Source organism: Streptomyces sp. NPDC001513 (genome assembly GCF_042894695.1).
GTDB lineage: Bacteria > Actinomycetota > Actinomycetes > Streptomycetales > Streptomycetaceae > Streptomyces.
Genome location: NZ_JBIAVU010000009.1, coordinates 367,879 through 384,139 on the forward strand (window position 1 = coordinate 367,879; position 16,261 = coordinate 384,139).

Annotated in this window: 16 protein-coding genes; 8 read left to right on the forward strand and 8 right to left on the reverse strand. The window is 72.0% G+C overall.

Features of this window, described 5'->3' with window-relative positions; genetic code table 11:
* Positions 1–88 precede the first annotated feature (88 nt).
* Complete coding sequence (locus ACFYZ4_RS22380) at positions 89–1,852, forward strand: biotin carboxylase N-terminal domain-containing protein (RefSeq protein ID WP_351297754.1); 1,764 nt, start codon at positions 89–91, stop codon at positions 1,850–1,852.
* 66 nt (positions 1,853–1,918) lie between these two features.
* Here the strand turns inward: ACFYZ4_RS22380 and ACFYZ4_RS22385 are convergent, their stop codons facing one another.
* A complete protein-coding gene (locus tag ACFYZ4_RS22385) occupies positions 1,919–2,863 on the reverse strand; it encodes a DeoR/GlpR family DNA-binding transcription regulator (RefSeq protein WP_351297751.1) in 945 nt (314 codons plus the stop codon).
* Between the two features lie 175 nt (positions 2,864–3,038).
* Positions 3,039–4,478 carry an NAD(P)H-quinone dehydrogenase gene (locus ACFYZ4_RS22390; RefSeq protein ID WP_351297748.1) on the reverse strand — a complete coding sequence of 480 codons (1,440 nt, stop codon included), beginning with the start codon at positions 4,476–4,478 and terminating at the stop codon, positions 3,039–3,041.
* A gap of 184 nt (positions 4,479–4,662) precedes the next feature.
* On the opposite strand from ACFYZ4_RS22390, the gene ACFYZ4_RS22395 reads away from it, so the two are divergent.
* The 3 genes from ACFYZ4_RS22395 (at position 4,663) to ACFYZ4_RS22405 (ending at position 7,683) form a co-directional block, all read left to right on the forward strand.
* Positions 4,663–5,100 carry a gamma-glutamylcyclotransferase gene (locus ACFYZ4_RS22395; RefSeq protein ID WP_030290800.1) on the forward strand — a complete coding sequence of 146 codons (438 nt, stop codon included), beginning with the start codon at positions 4,663–4,665 and terminating at the stop codon, positions 5,098–5,100.
* Positions 5,101–5,201: 101 nt separating this feature from the next.
* Positions 5,202–6,008, forward strand: coding sequence for a purine-nucleoside phosphorylase (locus ACFYZ4_RS22400; RefSeq protein ID WP_351297745.1), 807 nt, complete (start codon positions 5,202–5,204; stop codon positions 6,006–6,008).
* 28 nt (positions 6,009–6,036) lie between these two features.
* Positions 6,037–7,683 carry a phospho-sugar mutase gene (locus ACFYZ4_RS22405; protein ID WP_351297742.1) on the forward strand — a complete coding sequence of 549 codons (1,647 nt, stop codon included), beginning with the start codon at positions 6,037–6,039 and terminating at the stop codon, positions 7,681–7,683.
* A gap of 201 nt (positions 7,684–7,884) precedes the next feature.
* Here the strand turns inward: ACFYZ4_RS22405 and ACFYZ4_RS22410 are convergent, their stop codons facing one another.
* The 3 genes from ACFYZ4_RS22410 to afsQ1 are packed head-to-tail and all read right to left on the reverse strand — an operon-like array spanning position 7,885 to position 10,698.
* Positions 7,885–8,544, reverse strand: a complete 660-nt coding sequence (locus ACFYZ4_RS22410) for a hypothetical protein (protein WP_390784650.1) — start codon at positions 8,542–8,544, stop codon at positions 7,885–7,887.
* Positions 8,537–10,024 (reverse strand): HAMP domain-containing sensor histidine kinase, encoded by a 1,488-nt coding sequence (locus ACFYZ4_RS22415; protein ID WP_351303297.1) that lies wholly within the window; start codon positions 10,022–10,024, stop codon positions 8,537–8,539. Before ACFYZ4_RS22415 ends, ACFYZ4_RS22410 begins: the two co-directional genes overlap by 8 nt.
* Positions 10,021–10,698 carry a two-component system response regulator AfsQ1 gene (afsQ1, locus tag ACFYZ4_RS22420; protein ID WP_063754818.1) on the reverse strand — a complete coding sequence of 226 codons (678 nt, stop codon included), beginning with the start codon at positions 10,696–10,698 and terminating at the stop codon, positions 10,021–10,023. Before afsQ1 ends, ACFYZ4_RS22415 begins: the two co-directional genes overlap by 4 nt.
* A 177-nt stretch (positions 10,699–10,875) precedes the next feature.
* Between afsQ1 and ACFYZ4_RS22425 the strand changes: the two genes are divergently transcribed.
* From ACFYZ4_RS22425 to ACFYZ4_RS22435, 3 genes are all read left to right on the forward strand, one after another.
* Positions 10,876–11,571, forward strand: a complete 696-nt coding sequence (locus ACFYZ4_RS22425; protein ID WP_030714274.1) for a SigE family RNA polymerase sigma factor — start codon at positions 10,876–10,878, stop codon at positions 11,569–11,571.
* Positions 11,572–11,842: 271 nt separating this feature from the next.
* Complete coding sequence (locus ACFYZ4_RS22430) at positions 11,843–12,262, forward strand: SRPBCC family protein (protein ID WP_351303293.1); 420 nt, start codon at positions 11,843–11,845, stop codon at positions 12,260–12,262.
* 5 nt (positions 12,263–12,267) lie between these two features.
* A complete protein-coding gene (locus tag ACFYZ4_RS22435; RefSeq protein WP_351303290.1) occupies positions 12,268–12,705 on the forward strand; it encodes a MarR family transcriptional regulator in 438 nt (145 codons plus the stop codon).
* A gap of 15 nt (positions 12,706–12,720) precedes the next feature.
* Here ACFYZ4_RS22435 and ACFYZ4_RS22440 read toward each other — a convergent pair whose 3' ends face one another.
* Positions 12,721–13,422 carry a uridine kinase gene (locus ACFYZ4_RS22440; protein ID WP_351303303.1) on the reverse strand — a complete coding sequence of 234 codons (702 nt, stop codon included), beginning with the start codon at positions 13,420–13,422 and terminating at the stop codon, positions 12,721–12,723.
* A gap of 69 nt (positions 13,423–13,491) precedes the next feature.
* On the opposite strand from ACFYZ4_RS22440, the gene ACFYZ4_RS22445 reads away from it, so the two are divergent.
* Positions 13,492–13,845 (forward strand): hypothetical protein, encoded by a 354-nt coding sequence (locus ACFYZ4_RS22445; protein WP_351303287.1) that lies wholly within the window; start codon positions 13,492–13,494, stop codon positions 13,843–13,845.
* 72 nt (positions 13,846–13,917) lie between these two features.
* On the opposite strand, the gene ACFYZ4_RS22450 is transcribed toward ACFYZ4_RS22445, so the two are convergent.
* Both ACFYZ4_RS22450 and ACFYZ4_RS22455 read right to left on the reverse strand, forming a co-directional pair.
* Positions 13,918–14,832, reverse strand: coding sequence for an aldehyde dehydrogenase family protein (locus tag ACFYZ4_RS22450; protein WP_351303284.1), 915 nt, complete (start codon positions 14,830–14,832; stop codon positions 13,918–13,920).
* Complete coding sequence (locus ACFYZ4_RS22455; RefSeq protein ID WP_390784635.1) at positions 14,825–16,261, reverse strand: aldehyde dehydrogenase family protein; 1,437 nt, start codon at positions 16,259–16,261, stop codon at positions 14,825–14,827. The genes ACFYZ4_RS22450 and ACFYZ4_RS22455 overlap by 8 nt, the downstream gene beginning before the upstream one ends.

Consider the following 16,261-nt stretch of genomic DNA (forward strand, 5'->3'; position numbering starts at 1 on the left):
TCTGTGTGGGCAAGGTCACCACCGGGAAAGGGTCGAAAGGCCGTGTGGGCTGTCCCTAAACTCAGCTTGTTTCAAGGAGGGAGCCATCGTGCGCAAGGTGCTCATCGCCAACCGTGGCGAAATCGCTGTCCGCGTTGCTCGGGCCTGCCGGGACGCCGGGATCGCGAGCGTAGCCGTCTACGCCGATCCGGACCGGGACGCTCTGCACGTCCGCGCGGCCGACGAAGCTTTCGCGTTGGGCGGTGACACCCCGGCCACCAGCTACCTGGACATCTCCAAGGTCCTCCAGGCCGCAGCCGACTCCGGTGCGGACGCCATCCATCCCGGATACGGCTTCCTCTCCGAGAACGCCGACTTCGCCCAGGCCGTGCTCGACGCCGGCCTGACCTGGATCGGTCCGCCGCCGCAGGCCATCCGTGACCTCGGCGACAAGGTGGCCGCCCGTCACATCGCCCAGCGCGCCGGCGCGCCGCTGGTCGCCGGTACGCCGGACCCGGTCTCCGGGGCCGACGAGGTCGTCGCGTTCGCCAAGGAGCACGGCCTGCCGATCGCCATCAAGGCCGCCTTCGGCGGTGGCGGGCGCGGCCTGAAGGTCGCCCGCACCCTCGAAGAGGTGCCGGAGCTGTACGACTCCGCCGTCCGTGAGGCCGTCGCCGCCTTCGGCCGCGGCGAGTGCTTCGTCGAGCGCTACCTCGACAAGCCGCGCCACGTCGAGACCCAGTGCCTGGCCGACTCCCACGGCAACGTGGTCGTCGTCTCGACCCGTGACTGCTCCCTGCAGCGCCGCCACCAGAAGCTGGTGGAGGAGGCCCCCGCGCCGTTCCTGACCGAGGCTCAGAACGCGGAGCTGTACGCCGCCTCCAAGGCCATCCTGAAGGAAGCCGGCTACGTCGGCGCCGGCACCGTCGAGTTCCTCGTCTCCGCCGACGGCCTGATCTCCTTCCTGGAGGTCAACACCCGCCTGCAGGTCGAGCACCCGGTCACCGAAGAGGTCTCCGGCATCGACCTGGTCCGCGAGATGTTCCGCATCGCCGACGGCGAGGAGCTCGGCTACGGCGACCCGGTCCTGCGCGGTCACTCCATCGAGTTCCGCATCAACGGCGAGGACCCGGGCCGCGGCTTCCTCCCGGCCCCCGGCACGGTCACCAAGTTCAACGCCCCCACCGGCCCGGGTGTCCGCCTGGACGCGGGCGTCGAGTCCGGCTCCGTGATCGGCCCGGCCTGGGACTCGCTCCTGGCCAAGCTCATCGTCACCGGTGCCACCCGCGAGCAGGCCCTGCAGCGCGCGGCGCGCGCCCTGGCCGAGTTCGAGGTCGAGGGCATGGCCACGGCCATCCCGTTCCACCGCGCGGTCGTCGTCGACCCGGCGTTCGCCCCCACCGACGGCAGCCCGTTCACGGTCTTCACCCGCTGGATCGAGACCGAGTTCGTCAACGAGATCCCGGCGTTCACGGCCCCGGCCGCGGAGGACACCGAGGACGAGCCGGGCCGCGAGACGGTCGTCGTCGAGGTCGGCGGCAAGCGCCTGGAGGTCTCGCTGCCGTCGTCGCTGGGCATGACCCTGGCCCGCACGGCCGCCGCGGGCGGCGCCAAGCCGAAGCGCCGCGCGGCCAAGAAGTCCGGCCCGGCCGCCTCCGGCGACACCCTTGCCTCCCCGATGCAGGGCACGATCGTCAAGGTCGCGGTCGAGGAGGGCCAGCAGGTCAACGAGGGCGACCTGGTCGTCGTACTCGAAGCCATGAAGATGGAGCAGCCGCTCAACGCGCACCGCTCCGGCACCGTCGTCGGCCTTTCGGCCGAGGTCGGCGCGTCCGTCACCTCGGGCGCGACGATCTGCGAGATCAAGGACTGACGTCCGGGAACGCCTCGAACGCCGGCGGGGCTGGATCTCATCCAGCCCCGCCGGCGTTCGTTCGTTCTAGCGGCGGCGCATGTCGGCCACGCGGGCCCGCTCCGCCTGGGGCTCCGGCAGCATGCCCGCGGCCCGCAGCTGCGCGGTCGGCCCGCCGCGCCGCTGCACCGGCAGCGGCGAGTCGCGGCGCGGTCGCCGCCCCATCATCCCGTCCCCGCCGCCGGAGGCGGCCGCGCCCGCCACGGTGATCTGGACGCCCTGGTCGGCGAGTGCCTGGAGTTCCGTCGCGGCGCGGTCGTCGTGCGGCGGCGGCTCGTCCGTGACCAGGCGGGTCATCACGTCCGTCGGCACGGTCTGGAACATGGTGTCCGTGCCGAGCTTCGTGTGGTCCGCGAGGACGACCACCTCCGCGGCCGCCTGCACCAGCGCCCGGTCCACGCTCGCGCTGAGCATGTTGGACGTGGACAGGCCGCGCTCGGCCGTCAGGCCGCTGCCCGAGAGGAACGCGCGGGAGACCCGGAGCCCCTGGAGGGACTGTTCGGCCCCGCTGCCGACGAGGGCGTAGTTCGACCCGCGCAGGGTGCCGCCGGTCATCACCACCTCCACCCGGTTCGCGTGGGCCAGGGCCTGCGCGACGAGCAGCGAGTTGGTGACGACGGTCAGCCCGGGCACCCGGGCGAGCCGGCGGGCCAGCTCCTGGGTCGTGGTGCCCGCGCCGACGACGACGGCCTCGCCCTCTTCCACGAGGGAGGCCGCGACATCGGCGATGGCGGTCTTCTCCGCCGTCGCGAGATGGGACTTTTGCGGAAAGCCGGACTCCCGCGTGAAACCGCCCGGCAAGACCGCACCGCCGTGTCGGCGGTCGAGGAGTCCTTCTGCCTCCAGTGCCCGCACGTCCCGCCGTACGGTCACTTCGGAGGTCTGGACGACGCGGGCGAGCTCCCGGAGCGATACCGCTCCGTTGGCCCGCACCATTTCGAGGATCAATTGGCGACGTTCTGCAGCGAACACGAAACTGACAGTAACCCCAACGACCGTCTGGTTTCAGCTCTTTGCGCCGGAATACCGAAGTTGTCCATATGCCCGGGCGACTAGTGGTATACGCGGCACGATGCCTGGGTGAACGTCCGGCCACGCGGCTGCGCACCGCCCCAACACCCTTACGGTATGGGGCGGTTGAGGCCGATCAGGCCTCCCCGGCGGCCTTCCGCGTGTGCAGCTGGCGCGCCACCTCGGCGATCGAGCCGGACAGCGAGGGGTACACGGTGAACGCGTTTGCGATCTGCTCGACCGTCAGATTGTTGTCGACGGCGATCGAGATCGGGTGGATGAGCTCGCTCGCGCGCGGGGAGACGACCACACCGCCGACGACGATGCCGGTGCCCGGACGGCAGAACAGCTTCACGAAGCCGTCGCGGATGCCCTGCATCTTCGCGCGCGGGTTGCGCAGCAGCGGGAGCTTCACCACGCGGGCGTCGATCTTGCCGGCGTCCACGTCCGCCTGGGTGTAGCCGACGGTGGCGATCTCGGGGTCGGTGAAGACGTTCGAGGAGACCGTCTTGAGGTTCAGCGGGGCCACCGCGTCACCGAGGAAGTGGTACATCGCGATGCGGCCCTGCATCGCCGCGACCGACGCGAGCGCGAAGATCCCGGTGACGTCGCCCGCCGCGTACACGCCGGGCGCGGAGGTGCGCGACACCTTGTCGGTCCAGATGTGCCCGGAGTCCTTGAGGCGGACGCCGGACTCCTCCAGGTTCATGTTCCCGGTGTTGGGGATCGCGCCGACCGCCATCAGGCAGTGCGAACCGGTCAGGACGCGGCCGTCGGAGAGGGTCACCTCGACCCGGTCGCCCACCCGCTTGGCGGACTCGGCGCGGGAGCGGCCGACGACGTTCATGCCGCGGCGCCGGAAGACGTCCTCCAGGACCGCGGCGGCGTCCGGGTCCTCGCCGGGCAGCACCCGGTCACGGGAGGACACGAGGGTCACCCGGGAGCCGAGGGCCTGGTACGCGCCGGCGAACTCGGCGCCGGTCACACCGGAGCCGACCACGATGAGCTCCTCCGGGAGCTCGTCGAGGTCGTAGACCTGGGTCCAGTTCAGGATCCGCTCGCCGTCGGGCATCGCGTCCGGGATCTCACGGGGGTGGCCGCCGGTCGCGATCAGCACGGCGTCGGCCGTCAGGATCGTCTCGGTGCCGTCGGCGGCGGTGACGATGACGTCGCGCGTGCCGTCGATGCCCTGCGGGCCGCCGAGCTTGCCGCGGCCCCGTACGACGCGGGCGCCGGCCCGGGTGACGGAGGCGGTGATGTCGTGCGACTGGGCGAGCGCGAGGCGCTTGACGCGCCGGTTCACCTTGCCGAGGTCCACGCCGACGACGCGCGCGGCCTGCTCGATGTGCGGGGTGTCGTCCGCGACGACGATGCCGAGCTCTTCGTACGACGAATCGAAGGTGGTCATCACCTCGGCGGTCGCGATCAGAGTCTTGGAGGGCACGCAGTCGGTCAGGACCGAGGCCCCGCCGAGGCCGTCGCAGTCCACGACGGTCACCTCCGCGCCGAGCTGGGCCCCTACCAGCGCAGCCTCATACCCGCCGGGTCCGCCGCCGATGATCACGATCCGGGTCACGAAAAGTCCGCCTCACGTCTACCCGGCCGGCTGCCGCCCCGGCCGGTGTTCCGGGGGGTCTCCCCGGGGGATGCATTCCGTGCCCCATTGTCCCGCACGGTTCAAGGTGCTTCGCGCCCGGTCCCGTCATCCGTGCGCCATCCGGGCACGCGGTCACGGCCACCCCTCCCGTACCCTCGACCTCATGTCGCTCTACGCCGCGTACGCCGGCAACCTCGACCCGCGGCTGATGACGCGCCGCGCTCCCCATTCGCCGCTGCGCGGAACGGGCTGGATCAACGACTGGCGGCTGACCTTCGGCGGCGAGCAGATGGGCTGGGAGGGCGCTCTCGCCACGATCGTCGAGGCCCCGCGCCACCAGGTCTTCGTCGCCCTGTACGACATCGCGCCGCTCGACGAGGACTCGATGGACCGCTGGGAGGGCGTCGGGCTCGACATCTACCGCCGCATGCGGATCCGGGTGCACACCCTGGACGGCGAGGAGGCCGCCTGGTGCTACGTGCTCAACGGCTACGAGGGCGGCCTGCCCTCGGCGCGCTACCTCGGCGAGCTCGCCGACGCCGCGGAGTCCGCGGGCGCCCCGCACGACTACGTGATGGAACTCCGCAAGCGACCCTGCTGACCCCCGCGGGGACGATTCGGCGGAAACGACAAGGCAACGATCCGAACACCGTGAGCTGTGCCATCTACGCGCGTAGGCCAGGAGCGGTTACGCTCGTCTGCGTGAACGCATCTGTTACCGACCCCTTCGCCGCCGCCGACGCCGCAGCCGCCCGCCTGCGCGAGCTGACCGGCGTCGATTCCCACGATGTCGCGCTCGTGATGGGCTCCGGCTGGGCCCCCGCCGCGGAGGCGCTCGGCGCCCCCGAGACCGAGTTCCTCGTCACCGAGCTGCCCGGCTTCCCGCCCGCCGCCGTCGAGGGCCACGGCGGCAAGATCCGCTCGTACAAGATCGGCGACAAGCGCGCCCTGGTCTTCCTCGGCCGGACCCACTACTACGAGGGCCGCGGCGTCGCCGCCGTCGCCCACGGCGTGCGCACCGCCGTGGCCGCCGGCTGCAAGACCGTGGTCCTCACCAACGGCTGTGGCGGTCTGCGCGAGGGCATGAAGCCCGGCCAGCCCGTGCTGATCAGTGACCACCTCAACCTGACGGCCACCTCGCCGATCGTCGGCGCGAACTTCGTCGACCTCACCGACCTGTACTCGCCGCGCCTGCGCGCGATGTGCAAGGAGATCGACGCGAGCCTCGAAGAGGGCGTCTACGTCCAGTTCCCCGGCCCGCACTACGAGACCCCGGCCGAGATCAACATGATCCGCGTCATGGGCGCCGACCTGGTCGGCATGTCCACCGTGCTGGAGGCCATCGCCGCCCGTGAGGCCGGCGCCGAGGTGCTCGGCATCTCCCTGGTCACCAACCTGGCGGCGGGCCTGTCCGGCGAGCCGCTGAACCACGAAGAGGTCCTCCAGGCCGGCCGCGACTCGGCCGCCCGCATGGGCACGCTGCTGACGCAGGTCCTCGCCCGCATCTGATCGACGTACGAGAGGTAAGGCGGAAGCAGTGCAGGAACAGGACGACCTGATCACCCGGGCCCAGGCCTGGCTGGCGGAGGACCCGGACCCGGAGACGGCGGCCGAACTCGCGGCGCTCATCGACGCGGGCGACACCGCGGAGCTCGCGGACCGCTTCGCCGGCACCCTCCAGTTCGGCACCGCCGGACTGCGCGGTGAGATCGGCGCGGGCCCGATGCGGATGAACCGCAGCGTGGTCATCCGGGCCGCGGCGGGCCTCGCCGCCTACCTGAAGGCCCAGGGCCACGACGGCGGCCTGGTCGTCGTCGGCTACGACGCCCGCTACAAGTCGGCGGACTTCGCCCGCGACACCGCGGCCGTCATGACCGGCGCCGGGCTGCGCGCGGCCGTCCTGCCCCGCCCGCTGCCGACGCCCGTCCTCGCGTACGCCATAAGGCACCTGGGCGCCGTCGCCGGCGTCGAGGTGACCGCGAGCCACAACCCTCCCCGGGACAACGGCTACAAGGTCTACCTCGGCGACGGCTCGCAGATCGTCTCCCCGGCGGACGCGGACATCGCGGCGGAGATCGCCCGCGTCGACACGCTCGCCTCGGTCCCCCGCCCGGAGTCCGGCTGGGAGGACCTCGGCGACGGGGTCCTGGAGGCCTACCTGGCCCGTACGGACGCCGTCCTGACCCCCGGTTCCGCCCGGGGCGTACGGACCGTCTACACGGCCATGCACGGCGTCGGCAAGGACGTCGTCCTGGCGGCCTTCGCCCGGGCCGGCTTCCCCGCCCCGGTGCTGGTGGCCGAGCAGGCCGAGCCGGACCCGGCCTTCCCGACGGTGGCCTTCCCCAACCCGGAGGAGCCGGGCGCGATGGACCTGGCCTTCGCCAAGGCGGCCGAGGTCAACCCGGACATCGTGATCGCCAACGACCCGGACGCGGACCGCTGCGCGGTGGCCGTCCCCACCGCGGACGGCTGGCGGATGCTGCGCGGCGACGAGGTCGGCGCGCTGCTGGCGGCCCACCTGGTCCACAAGGGGGCGCAGGGCGTCTTCGCGGAGTCCATCGTCTCGTCCTCCCTGCTGGGCCGGATCGCGGAGGCGGCGGGCGTCGGCTACGAGGAGACCCTGACGGGCTTCAAGTGGATCGCCCGCGTAGAGGGCCTGCGCTACGGCTACGAGGAGGCGCTCGGCTACTGCGTGGACCCCGAGGGCGTCCGCGACAAGGACGGCGTCACCGCCGCGCTGCTGGTGGCGGAGCTGGCCTCGGAGCTCAAGGAGCAGGGCCGCACCCTGACCGACCTGCTGGACGACCTGGCGATGGCCCACGGGCTGCACGCCACCGACCAGCTGTCGGTCCGCGTCTCGGACCTGTCGGTGATCGCCTCGGCGATGGCCGCGCTGCGCGCGGAGCCGCCGGTGTCCCTGGCGGGGCTGCGGGTCGTCTCGGCGGAGGACCTGACCAAGGGCACGGAGACGCTCCCGCCCACGGACGGCCTGCGCTACTACCTGGAGGGCGACTACAAGGCCCGGGTGATCGTCCGCCCGTCGGGCACGGAGCCGAAGCTGAAGTGCTACCTGGAGGTGGTCGTCCCGGTCGCCGAGGCCTCCGACCTCGCCCCGGCCCGCACCCGCGGCCAGGAGATCCTGGACGCCATCAAGAAGGACCTGGCCGCAGCGGCGGGCATTTAGCCGCCCCGCAGTCCGACGGCCCCCCGAGCCCCGTCCGGCCCGGGGGGCCGCCGTCGTTCGAGGCGATCTTTCAGCCCCGCCGGCGTTCGAGGCGATCTTTCAGCCCGTCCGGCGTTTGAGGACCGGGGGTCCGGGGCGGAGCCCCGCTCTTTCAGCCCCGCCGGCGTTTGAGGCGCGGGGTACGGGGCGGAGCCCCGGGGGTCAGCGGGGGGTGGCTCCGGGCGAAGCCGAGGGGCGGACGATTTCGCCCAGGGTCGGGACCGACTCCGGGCGGGAGCGGACTGCCTCCGTGCACTCCCACGCCCGCGGCGGGTCCTCGTCCGGGCCGCCCAGGACCACCGGCCCCGGGCCCGCCGACACGGCCTCGTTGCCCGCCAGCGTGCACACGACCTGCGACAGCGCCACCGGCGGCAGGTCCTCCGGCTTGCGGCTCAGTCGCACCGTGCCCGCCGGATCGCCCGTGCGCGGCGCGGACACCGCCAGCCCCTCCGGGACCCCGGTGGTGAAGCCGGCGTCGCGCTCGTCCGCGTTCGGCGTCTGCTCCAGCGCCTCCAGCAGCGCCTGCGCGACCAGGCCCACAGGGTCCCGTACGGGCTTCTTCTCGGGCATCGGAATCACTCGCTCCACGCCCACCAGCTGCGATCCGCAGACCAGTTCCACGGTGGCCCGGAAGCCCTGCACCCCGCTCTGCCCGGCGGGCGCCTGCGGGGTGTCGCACGACACCCGGGACGGCGCCGGCCCCACGTCCACCGGCACGGTCGTGGCCCTGATCCCACAGCCCGACGTCGCGAGCAGGGCGATCGCCACCAACGGGACCACCACGGCCGGCACCACCGGCACCACCGACAGGGCCCTACGCATCCAGCTCACCCGAGATCGCCTTCCCCACGTCCACCGGCAGCCGCAGCGTGAACAGGGCTCCGCCCCCCGCCGCGTTGGCGGCGGTGATGTCGCCGCCGTGGATGTGCGCGTTCTCCACGGCGATCGACAGGCCCAGCCCGCTCCCGTCCGACTTCGGCCGCGACGCGCTCGCCTTGTAGAAGCGGTCGAAGACGTGCGGCAGGACCTCTTCGGGGATGCCCGGGCCGTTGTCCCGGACCGCGATGACCAGCCACTCCCCGTCGACCGTCACCGACACCCGCACCGGCGAGCCGCCGTGCTTGAGCGCGTTGCCGATCAGGTTGGCGAGGATGACGTCGAGGCGGCGCGGGTCGAGCCGGGCCACGATGTCCCGTTCGGCGTCGAGTTCGACCGCGTCGAGCCAGGCCCGCGCGTCGATGCAGGCCGTGACCTGGTCGGCGACGTTCACGTCGTCCAGCACCAGCTTGGCCGTCCCCGCATCGAAGCGGGTGACCTCCATCAGGTTCTCCACCAGGATGTTGAGGCGGCGCGTCTCGCTCACGACGAGCGCCACGGCCGGTGCGATCATCGGATCGAGGTCGTCGACCTCCTCCTCCAGCACCTCGGCCACCGCCGTCAGCGCGGTCAGCGGCGTCCGCAGCTCGTGGGACATGTCCGCGACGAAGCGCCGGCTCGCCTCCTCCCGCGCGCTCATGTCGGCGACCTTCTTCTCCAGCGCCTCGGCCGTCTTGTTGAAGGTGTGCGACAGGTCGGCGAGTTCGTCGGTGCCCGACACGTCGAGGCGGTGGTCCAGCTCGCCCTCGCCGAGCCGCCGGGCCGCGTCGCCCAGCCGCTGCACGGGCCTCAGCACCGTACGGGCCGCGGCCTGCGCCAGCAGGGCGGAGCCGAGCAGCGCCAGACCGGTGGCGATCGTCAGCGACCAGGCGAGCGCGTTCAGGTCGTCCCGCTCCTGGGCGAGCGACTTGTACATGTAGCCGGTCGGCCCGCCGCCCACGATCCGGGTGCCGCCGACCAGGTACGGGTTGCCGTTCGGCTTCGTCCGCTGCCAGTACACGTGGTATTCGGCGTCGTTCGCCGCGGTCGTCTTCTGCTCGTCGTTCACCGCGTTCTGCAGGGACTTCGGTACGTCCTGCAGTCCGAAGGAGTCGGGACCGGCCGCGCCGAACACCTCGTGGTGGTCCTTGCGTTCGTGCACCAGCAGCACGCTGTAGCCGGGGCTGCTGCCCGCCATGAGCTCGGCGGTGCGCTGCAACTCCTCCGGCGTCGGGTCGGCGGGCAGCGCGGCGGCACGGTTCTGCATCTCCTGCCGGAAGTCGCCGAGCGCCGCGTCCTGGACGCGGGTGAGCACGGCCTCCCGGTTGAGCCAGTACGCGATCCCGGACGCGGAGACCGCAGCCGTCAGGGCGACGAGCGCGAAGACGATGAGGAGCCGCAGCCGCAGGCTGGTCCAGCGCCGGCCCGCGAGCAACTCGCGGATCACTGCGGGGAGTCCAGGCGGTAGCCGACGCCCCGGACGGTACGGATCAGGGTGGGCGAGGACGGCACGTCCTCGACCTTGGCGCGCAGCCGCTGGACGCAGGCGTCGACGAGCCGCGAGTCGCCGAGGTAGTCGTGCTCCCAGACCAGCCGCAGCAGCTGCTGGCGCGACAGCGCCTGCCCGGGCCTGCGGCTCAGTTCGAGCAGCAGCCGCAGCTCGGTCGGGGTGAGCTGAAGGTCCTCGCCGTTCTTGGTGACCGTCATGGCCGCGCGGTCGATGACCAGGGAGCCGAAGCTCGCCGAGTCGCTCGACTCGCGCTCGCCGCGGCGCAGGACGGCCCGGATGCGGGCGTCGAGGACCCTGCCCTGGACGGGCTTGACCACGTAGTCGTCGGCCCCGGACTCCAGGCCGACGACCACGTCGATGTCGTCGCTGCGCGCGGTGAGCAGGATGATCGGCAGCTGGTCGGTGCGACGGATCCGCCGGCACACCTCGAAACCGTCGATCCCGGGCAGCATCACGTCCAGCACGATCAGATCCGGCCGCTGCTCGCGCAGCAGTTTCAGGCCGTCCTCGCCCGTCGCCGCGGTGGCCACACGGTGGCCCTGGCGAGACAAGGAGAGCTCGAGGGCCGTGCGGATGGCGTCGTCGTCCTCGATCAGCAACAGGAAAGGCACGGGCTCATTCTGTCCCATCGACAGTCGGGAGTTCGACCGTCGGGGGGAGGGGATCGTGCGGAAGTCGCTGTGACAGGGCTGTGACAGTCGACGGACACCCCGGTTAAGTCGGCGGGGCAGTCTTCTACCAACGCACAACGGACCGAAGCAGAGACACTCCACGACGGGGGGCGCGAGATGAACACGCTGCACAGCACCAACACCAGCGCGGTTGTCACGCGGCTGCACGATGTGAACCGCCGGGCGGGTGTCCGTACGGTGGCGGTCGCCCGTCCCCGGCCGGCCCACGTCGTAGCCATTGACGCAAACCAGTACCAGGCGGTTCCCGCCCAGCACACGCCGTCCTCCACCTCGGAGGCGGAGTTCACGGCCTACGTCCAGGAGCGGCGGGCCGCCCTGTACGCGACGGCCTTCCACCTCACCGGCGACCGCTACGAGGCCGAGGACCTGCTGCAGAGCGCGCTGTTCTCCACGTACCGCGCCTGGGACCGGATCAGCGACAAGGCGGCCGTCGGCGGCTACCTGCGCCGCACGATGACGAACCTGCACATCAGCGCCTGGCGCCGGCGGAAGCTGAACGAGTACCCGACCGAGGAGCTGCCGGAGACGGCCTCCGACACGGACGCGATGCGCGGTACGGAGCTGCGCGCGGTCCTGTGGCAGGCACTGACCCGGATCCCGGAGCCGCAGCGCACGATGCTGGTGCTCCGCTACTACGAGGGCCGCACGGACCCGGAGATCGCGGAGATCCTCGGGATCAGCGTCGGCACGGTGAAGTCGAGCATCTGGCGCTCGCTGCGCCGCCTGCGGGAGGACGAGGCGCTGAGCTTCGGCCGTGACGAGGCGGAGTCCTTCGAGGAGCTCGTCGCGTAACGCGGCGCACACAGACCATCGGGCCAGGGGGCCCGTCCTACGGGGGTGGGGCGGGGGCCGCGGGGGGAAGAGGCGGGATCAAGCGGCCGGGGGACCGCCTGATCCCGCCTTTTCGCATGTCCGGGGCCGGGCGGTACGCGCCGGCCCCTCTCCCCTCCCCCGGCGTGGCGGGTGCGGCGGCGCCCCCTGGCACCCTCCTGGACAGATAGTCTGCGCGCAGATAATCTATCCACAGATGTTCGATGGGCGTTGTGAACCCGAGGAGACCGCCATGTGGGAGTACGAGCACGACATCGAGACCGACGCCGCACCCGAGGCGATCTGGCGACTCTGGAGCGACGTGGAGAACTGGGGCGCCTGGAACGGCGGGATCGAGAAGATCGAGCTCCGGGGCCCGTTCGCCGAGGGCGCCGGGATCACGATGACCCCGCCCGGCGAGGAGCCTGTCGTGCTGACGGTCACCGACCTCGGCGAGGGGGAGCACTTCACCGACGAGGCCCGGTTCGGGCCGCTCGTCCTGCGCACCACGCACCGGCTCGTCCCGCTCGGACAGGGGCGCACCCGGGTGGCGTACCGGATGGAGATCACCGGCGAGGGCGCCGCCGAGGCCGGGCCGCAGATCGGCCCCGGCATCACCGCGGACTGGCCCGACACGATGGCCGCGCTCGTACGCCTCGCGGCGCGGGGCTGAGCGCCGTGAAGCCCGGCGAGAGCCCCGGGTTCCTGCTCTGGCACGTCACGCTGCGCTGGCAGCGGGACATCGCCACCGCCCTCGCCCCGCTCGACCTGACCCACGTGCAGTTCGTCCTGCTCGCCTGCACCTGGTGGCTGAACGGCCGGGGCGAGCGGCCCAACCAGCTGGCCGTCGCCCGCCAGGCGGGCACGGACGTGAAGATGACCTCCCAGGTGCTGCGCACCCTGGAGAAGAAGGGCCTGATCGAACGCGAGGTGGACCCGGCCGACACGCGCGCCAAGCGGCTGCGCGTGACCGACTCCGGCGCCGACCTGGCCCCCCGCGCGATCGCGGCCGTCGAGGAGGTCGACGCGCGGTTCTTCGGGCCGGTCCCGGTCGAGGACGCGGTGGCCCTGCTCGGCCGCCTGGCCGCGGAGGGCGACGGACCGGACGGGGGTTAGGGCCTGTCTTTCGGATCAGGCCGGAGTGGGCGCGTGGCGGTGGCGGCCGGCGGCTGCCGCCGCGAGCCGGCCGAGGGCCTCGTCGCGGCCGCACGCGTGCGCGCCCAGCGCGATGTGGCGGTCCACGATGCCCCGCTCCGCCCGCATCAGCCGCAGGCCGCGCCGCAGCAGGAACAGGACCGACTTGCGGCCCTCCCGGAGATCGCGCGCCAGCCGGCGGCGGAAGGTGGTGGACGGCCGCCCGCGCAGACAGATGGCGTCCGCGAGGAGCCCCAGCTCCTGGCACCGGGCGGCGATGTCGGCGGCGAAGATGCCCTCCGCGATGAACAGCGGCGTCCGCGAGATGTCCAGCGACTCGGCCCCGGTCCGCGAGGACGTCGCGATCTCGTACACGGGGACGTCGGTACGGCCCACCGCGCACAGCTCCGCGATCGCCGCGACGGCGGTGTCCGCGTCCCACGACAGCGGGGAGTCCCAGTCGATGTCCGAACTGCCCTCGACCAGCGGGAGGGTCGGGTCGTCACCCTCCTTGTAGAAGTCGTCCAGCCGCAGCACGGGCAGACCCGAACGGGCCGCCAGCGAGGACTTGCCGGACCCCGAGGGTCCGGTCAACAGCACGACACGCGTAGGCAAAGGAGAGGAGGAGCTCACGGAACACAAGTGTGAACCATTCCCCCGCCCAGGGGATGCCTCCGGTGACCGGTTGGTATCGAGGATCACACCTCCACTACGCTGCGTGCGCGTACGACTACGGCGCACTACAGACGAGCACAGGGTGGGAATCCCATGGCACGCCACGCAGCAGCCTCCTCCGCAAGCAGCCGGCTCCGTTCCGCGGGCCTGACGGTCTCGATGGCGGGCGCCGCGCTCGCGATGGCCGCGGGGGGTGCCCAGGCAGGTGAGCTCGACGTACCGGCGGCGCTGGCCGGGGTCACCGATCCGATCGCGAACCTCAAGGTGAACCCGCTCGCCCACACCGGTGTGGACCCGCTGGACAACGGCGTGGCCACGAAGGTCGCGGACTTCCCCTCCGTCGGCACCGGCATGGTCACCGGCGTGCTGACCCAGGGGCCGTCCGTCGGCGAGCTGCCCACCGCCGCGGTCTCCTCGCTGCTCGGGCCGGTGCTCCCCAAGAAGTAGGGACGGGGAAGCGGGTACACGAAGGCCCCGGCAGCGCGGGGGACGCTGCCGGGGCCGGTTCGTGGGGATCTCCTAGTACGAGGATCCGCCCGAGCCCAGCGACCCCGTCGGGTGCCAGACCGTCTTGGTCTCCAGGAACGCCGTCATGCGCGACGTGCCCGGGTCGGCGCTCCAGTCGTCCACAGGCTGTGGACGCAGGACGCGCTTGAGGTTGTCCGCGGCCGCGATCTCCAGCTCCTTGGCCAGCGCGGAGTCCGCGCCCGCCAGGTCGATCGCGTTGACGTCCTGGTGGGACGCCAGGTGCGGGCCCATCTCGGCGGCCTTGCCGGACAGGATGTTGACGACACCGCCGGGCAGGTCGGAGGTGGCGAGCACCTCGCCCAGGGAGAGGGCCGGCAGCGGGGACTTCTCGGAGGTGATCACGACCGCCGTGTTGCCGGTCGCGATGACCGGGGCGATCACCGAGATCAGGCCCAGGAAGGACGAGTCCTGGGGGGCGATCACGGTGACGACGCCCGTCGGCTCCGGGGTGGAGAGGTTGAAGAACGGGCCCGCGACCGGGTTGGCCCCGCCCACGATCTGGCCGATCTTGTCGGTCCAGCCCGCGTACCAGACCCAGCGGTCGATGGCGGCGTCGACGACGGCACCGGCCTTCGACTTGGACAGGCCCTCGGCCTCGCCGACCTCGCGGACGAACTGCTCCCGGCGGCCCTCCAGCATCTCGGCGATGCGGTAGAGGATCTGGCCGCGGTTGTACGCGGTCGCGCCCGACCAGCCGCCGAAGGCCTTGCGGGCCGCGACGACCGCGTCACGCGCGTCCTTGCGGGAGGACAGCGGAGCGTTGGCCAGCCACTTGCCCTTGCCACCCGACGATGTTTGCGCGCTCACCTCGTACACCCGGCCGCTCTCGGAGCGGGGGAACTTGCCCCCGACGTACAGCTTGTAGGTCTTGAAGACGCTCAGACGCGCCGACGACGACTCAGACATCGAGGTAGCCCTCCAGGCCGTGGCGGCCGCCCTCGCGGCCGAAGCCCGACTCCTTGTAGCCGCCGAAGGGCGAGGTCGGGTCGAACTTGTTGAACGTGTTGGCCCAGACGACGCCCGCGCGGAGCTTGTTCGCGACCGCGAGGATGCGGCTGCCCTTCTCCGTCCAGATGCCGGCGGACAGGCCGTACTGGCTGTTGTTGGCCTTCGCCACGGCCTCGTCGGGCGTGCGGAAGGTCAGCACGGACAGCACCGGGCCGAAGATCTCGTCGCGGGCGACGGTGTGCGCCTGGGTGACGTTCGTGAAGAGCGTCGGGGCGAACCAGTAGCCGGCGGTCGGCAGCTCGCACGCCGGGGACCAGCGCTCCGCGCCCTCGGCCTCGCCGGTCTCCGCGAGCGCGGTGATCCGGGCGAGCTGCTCGGCGGAGTTGATCGCGCCGATGTCGGTGTTCTTGTCGAGCGGGTCGCCCAGGCGCAGGGTGCTCAGGCGGCGCTTGAGGGAGTCCAGCAGTTCGTCGTGGATCGACTCCTGGACCAGCAGGCGCGAGCCCGCGCAGCAGACCTGGCCCTGGTTGAAGAAGATGCCGTTGACGATGCCCTCGACGGCCTGGTCGATGGGGGCGTCGTCGAAGACGATGTTGGCGCCCTTGCCGCCCAGCTCCAGGGTGACCTTCTTGTCGGTGCCGGCGACGTGGCGGGCGATCTTCTTGCCCACGGCGGTCGAGCCGGTGAAGGCGACCTTGTTGACGTCCGGGTGCTCGACGAGGGCCGCGCCCGCGTCGCCGTACCCGGTGAGGATGTTCACGACGCCCTTGGGCAGGCCCGCCTGGCGGCAGATGTCCGCGAAGAACAGCGCCGAGAGGGGGGTCGTCTCCGCGGGCTTCAGCACGACCGTGTTGCCGGTGGCGAGCGCCGGGGCGATCTTCCACGCGAGCATCAGCAGCGGGAAGTTCCACGGGATGACCTGGCCGGCCACGCCCAGCGGGCGCGGGTTCGCGCCGTAGCCCGCGTGGTCGAGCTTGTCGGCCCAGCCCGCGTAGTAGAAGAAGTGCGCGGCGACCAGCGGGAGGTCCGCGTCGCGGGTCTCCTTGATCGGCTTGCCGTTGTCCAGGGTCTCCAGGACGGCGAGCTCGCGGCTGCGCTCCTGGATGATCCGGGCGATGCGGAAGAGGTACTTGGCGCGCTCGGAGCCGGGCAGCGCGGACCACTTCTCGAACGCCTTGCGGGCGGCCTTCACGGCGCGGTCCACGTCGGCGGCGCCGGCCTGGGCGATCTCGGCGAGGACCTCCTCGGACGACGGCGAGACGGTCTTGAAGACCCGGCCGTCGGCGGCGTCGGTGAACTCGCCGTCGATGAAGAGCCCGTAGGAGGGGGCGATGTCGACGACCGAGCGGGACTCGGGAGCCGGTGCGTACTCGAATACAGATGCCAT

Bases quoted from the DNA above. Each gene is read 5' to 3' on its own strand.
- ACFYZ4_RS22450 (WP_351303284.1), bottom strand. From the start codon at position 14,832: ATGTCTGAGTCGTCGTCGGCGCGTCTGAGCGTCTTCAAGACCTACAAG.
- ACFYZ4_RS22425 (WP_030714274.1), top strand. From the start codon at position 10,876: ATGAACACGCTGCACAGCACCAACACCAGCGCGGTTGTCACGCGGCTG.
- ACFYZ4_RS22445 (WP_351303287.1), top strand. From the start codon at position 13,492: ATGGCACGCCACGCAGCAGCCTCCTCCGCAAGCAGCCGGCTCCGTTCC.
- ACFYZ4_RS22395 (WP_030290800.1), top strand. From the start codon at position 4,663: ATGTCGCTCTACGCCGCGTACGCCGGCAACCTCGACCCGCGGCTGATG.
- ACFYZ4_RS22430 (WP_351303293.1), top strand. From the start codon at position 11,843: ATGTGGGAGTACGAGCACGACATCGAGACCGACGCCGCACCCGAGGCG.
- ACFYZ4_RS22410 (WP_390784650.1), bottom strand. From the start codon at position 8,544: ATGCGTAGGGCCCTGTCGGTGGTGCCGGTGGTGCCGGCCGTGGTGGTC.
- ACFYZ4_RS22455 (WP_390784635.1), bottom strand. From the start codon at position 16,261: ATGGCATCTGTATTCGAGTACGCACCGGCTCCCGAGTCCCGCTCGGTC.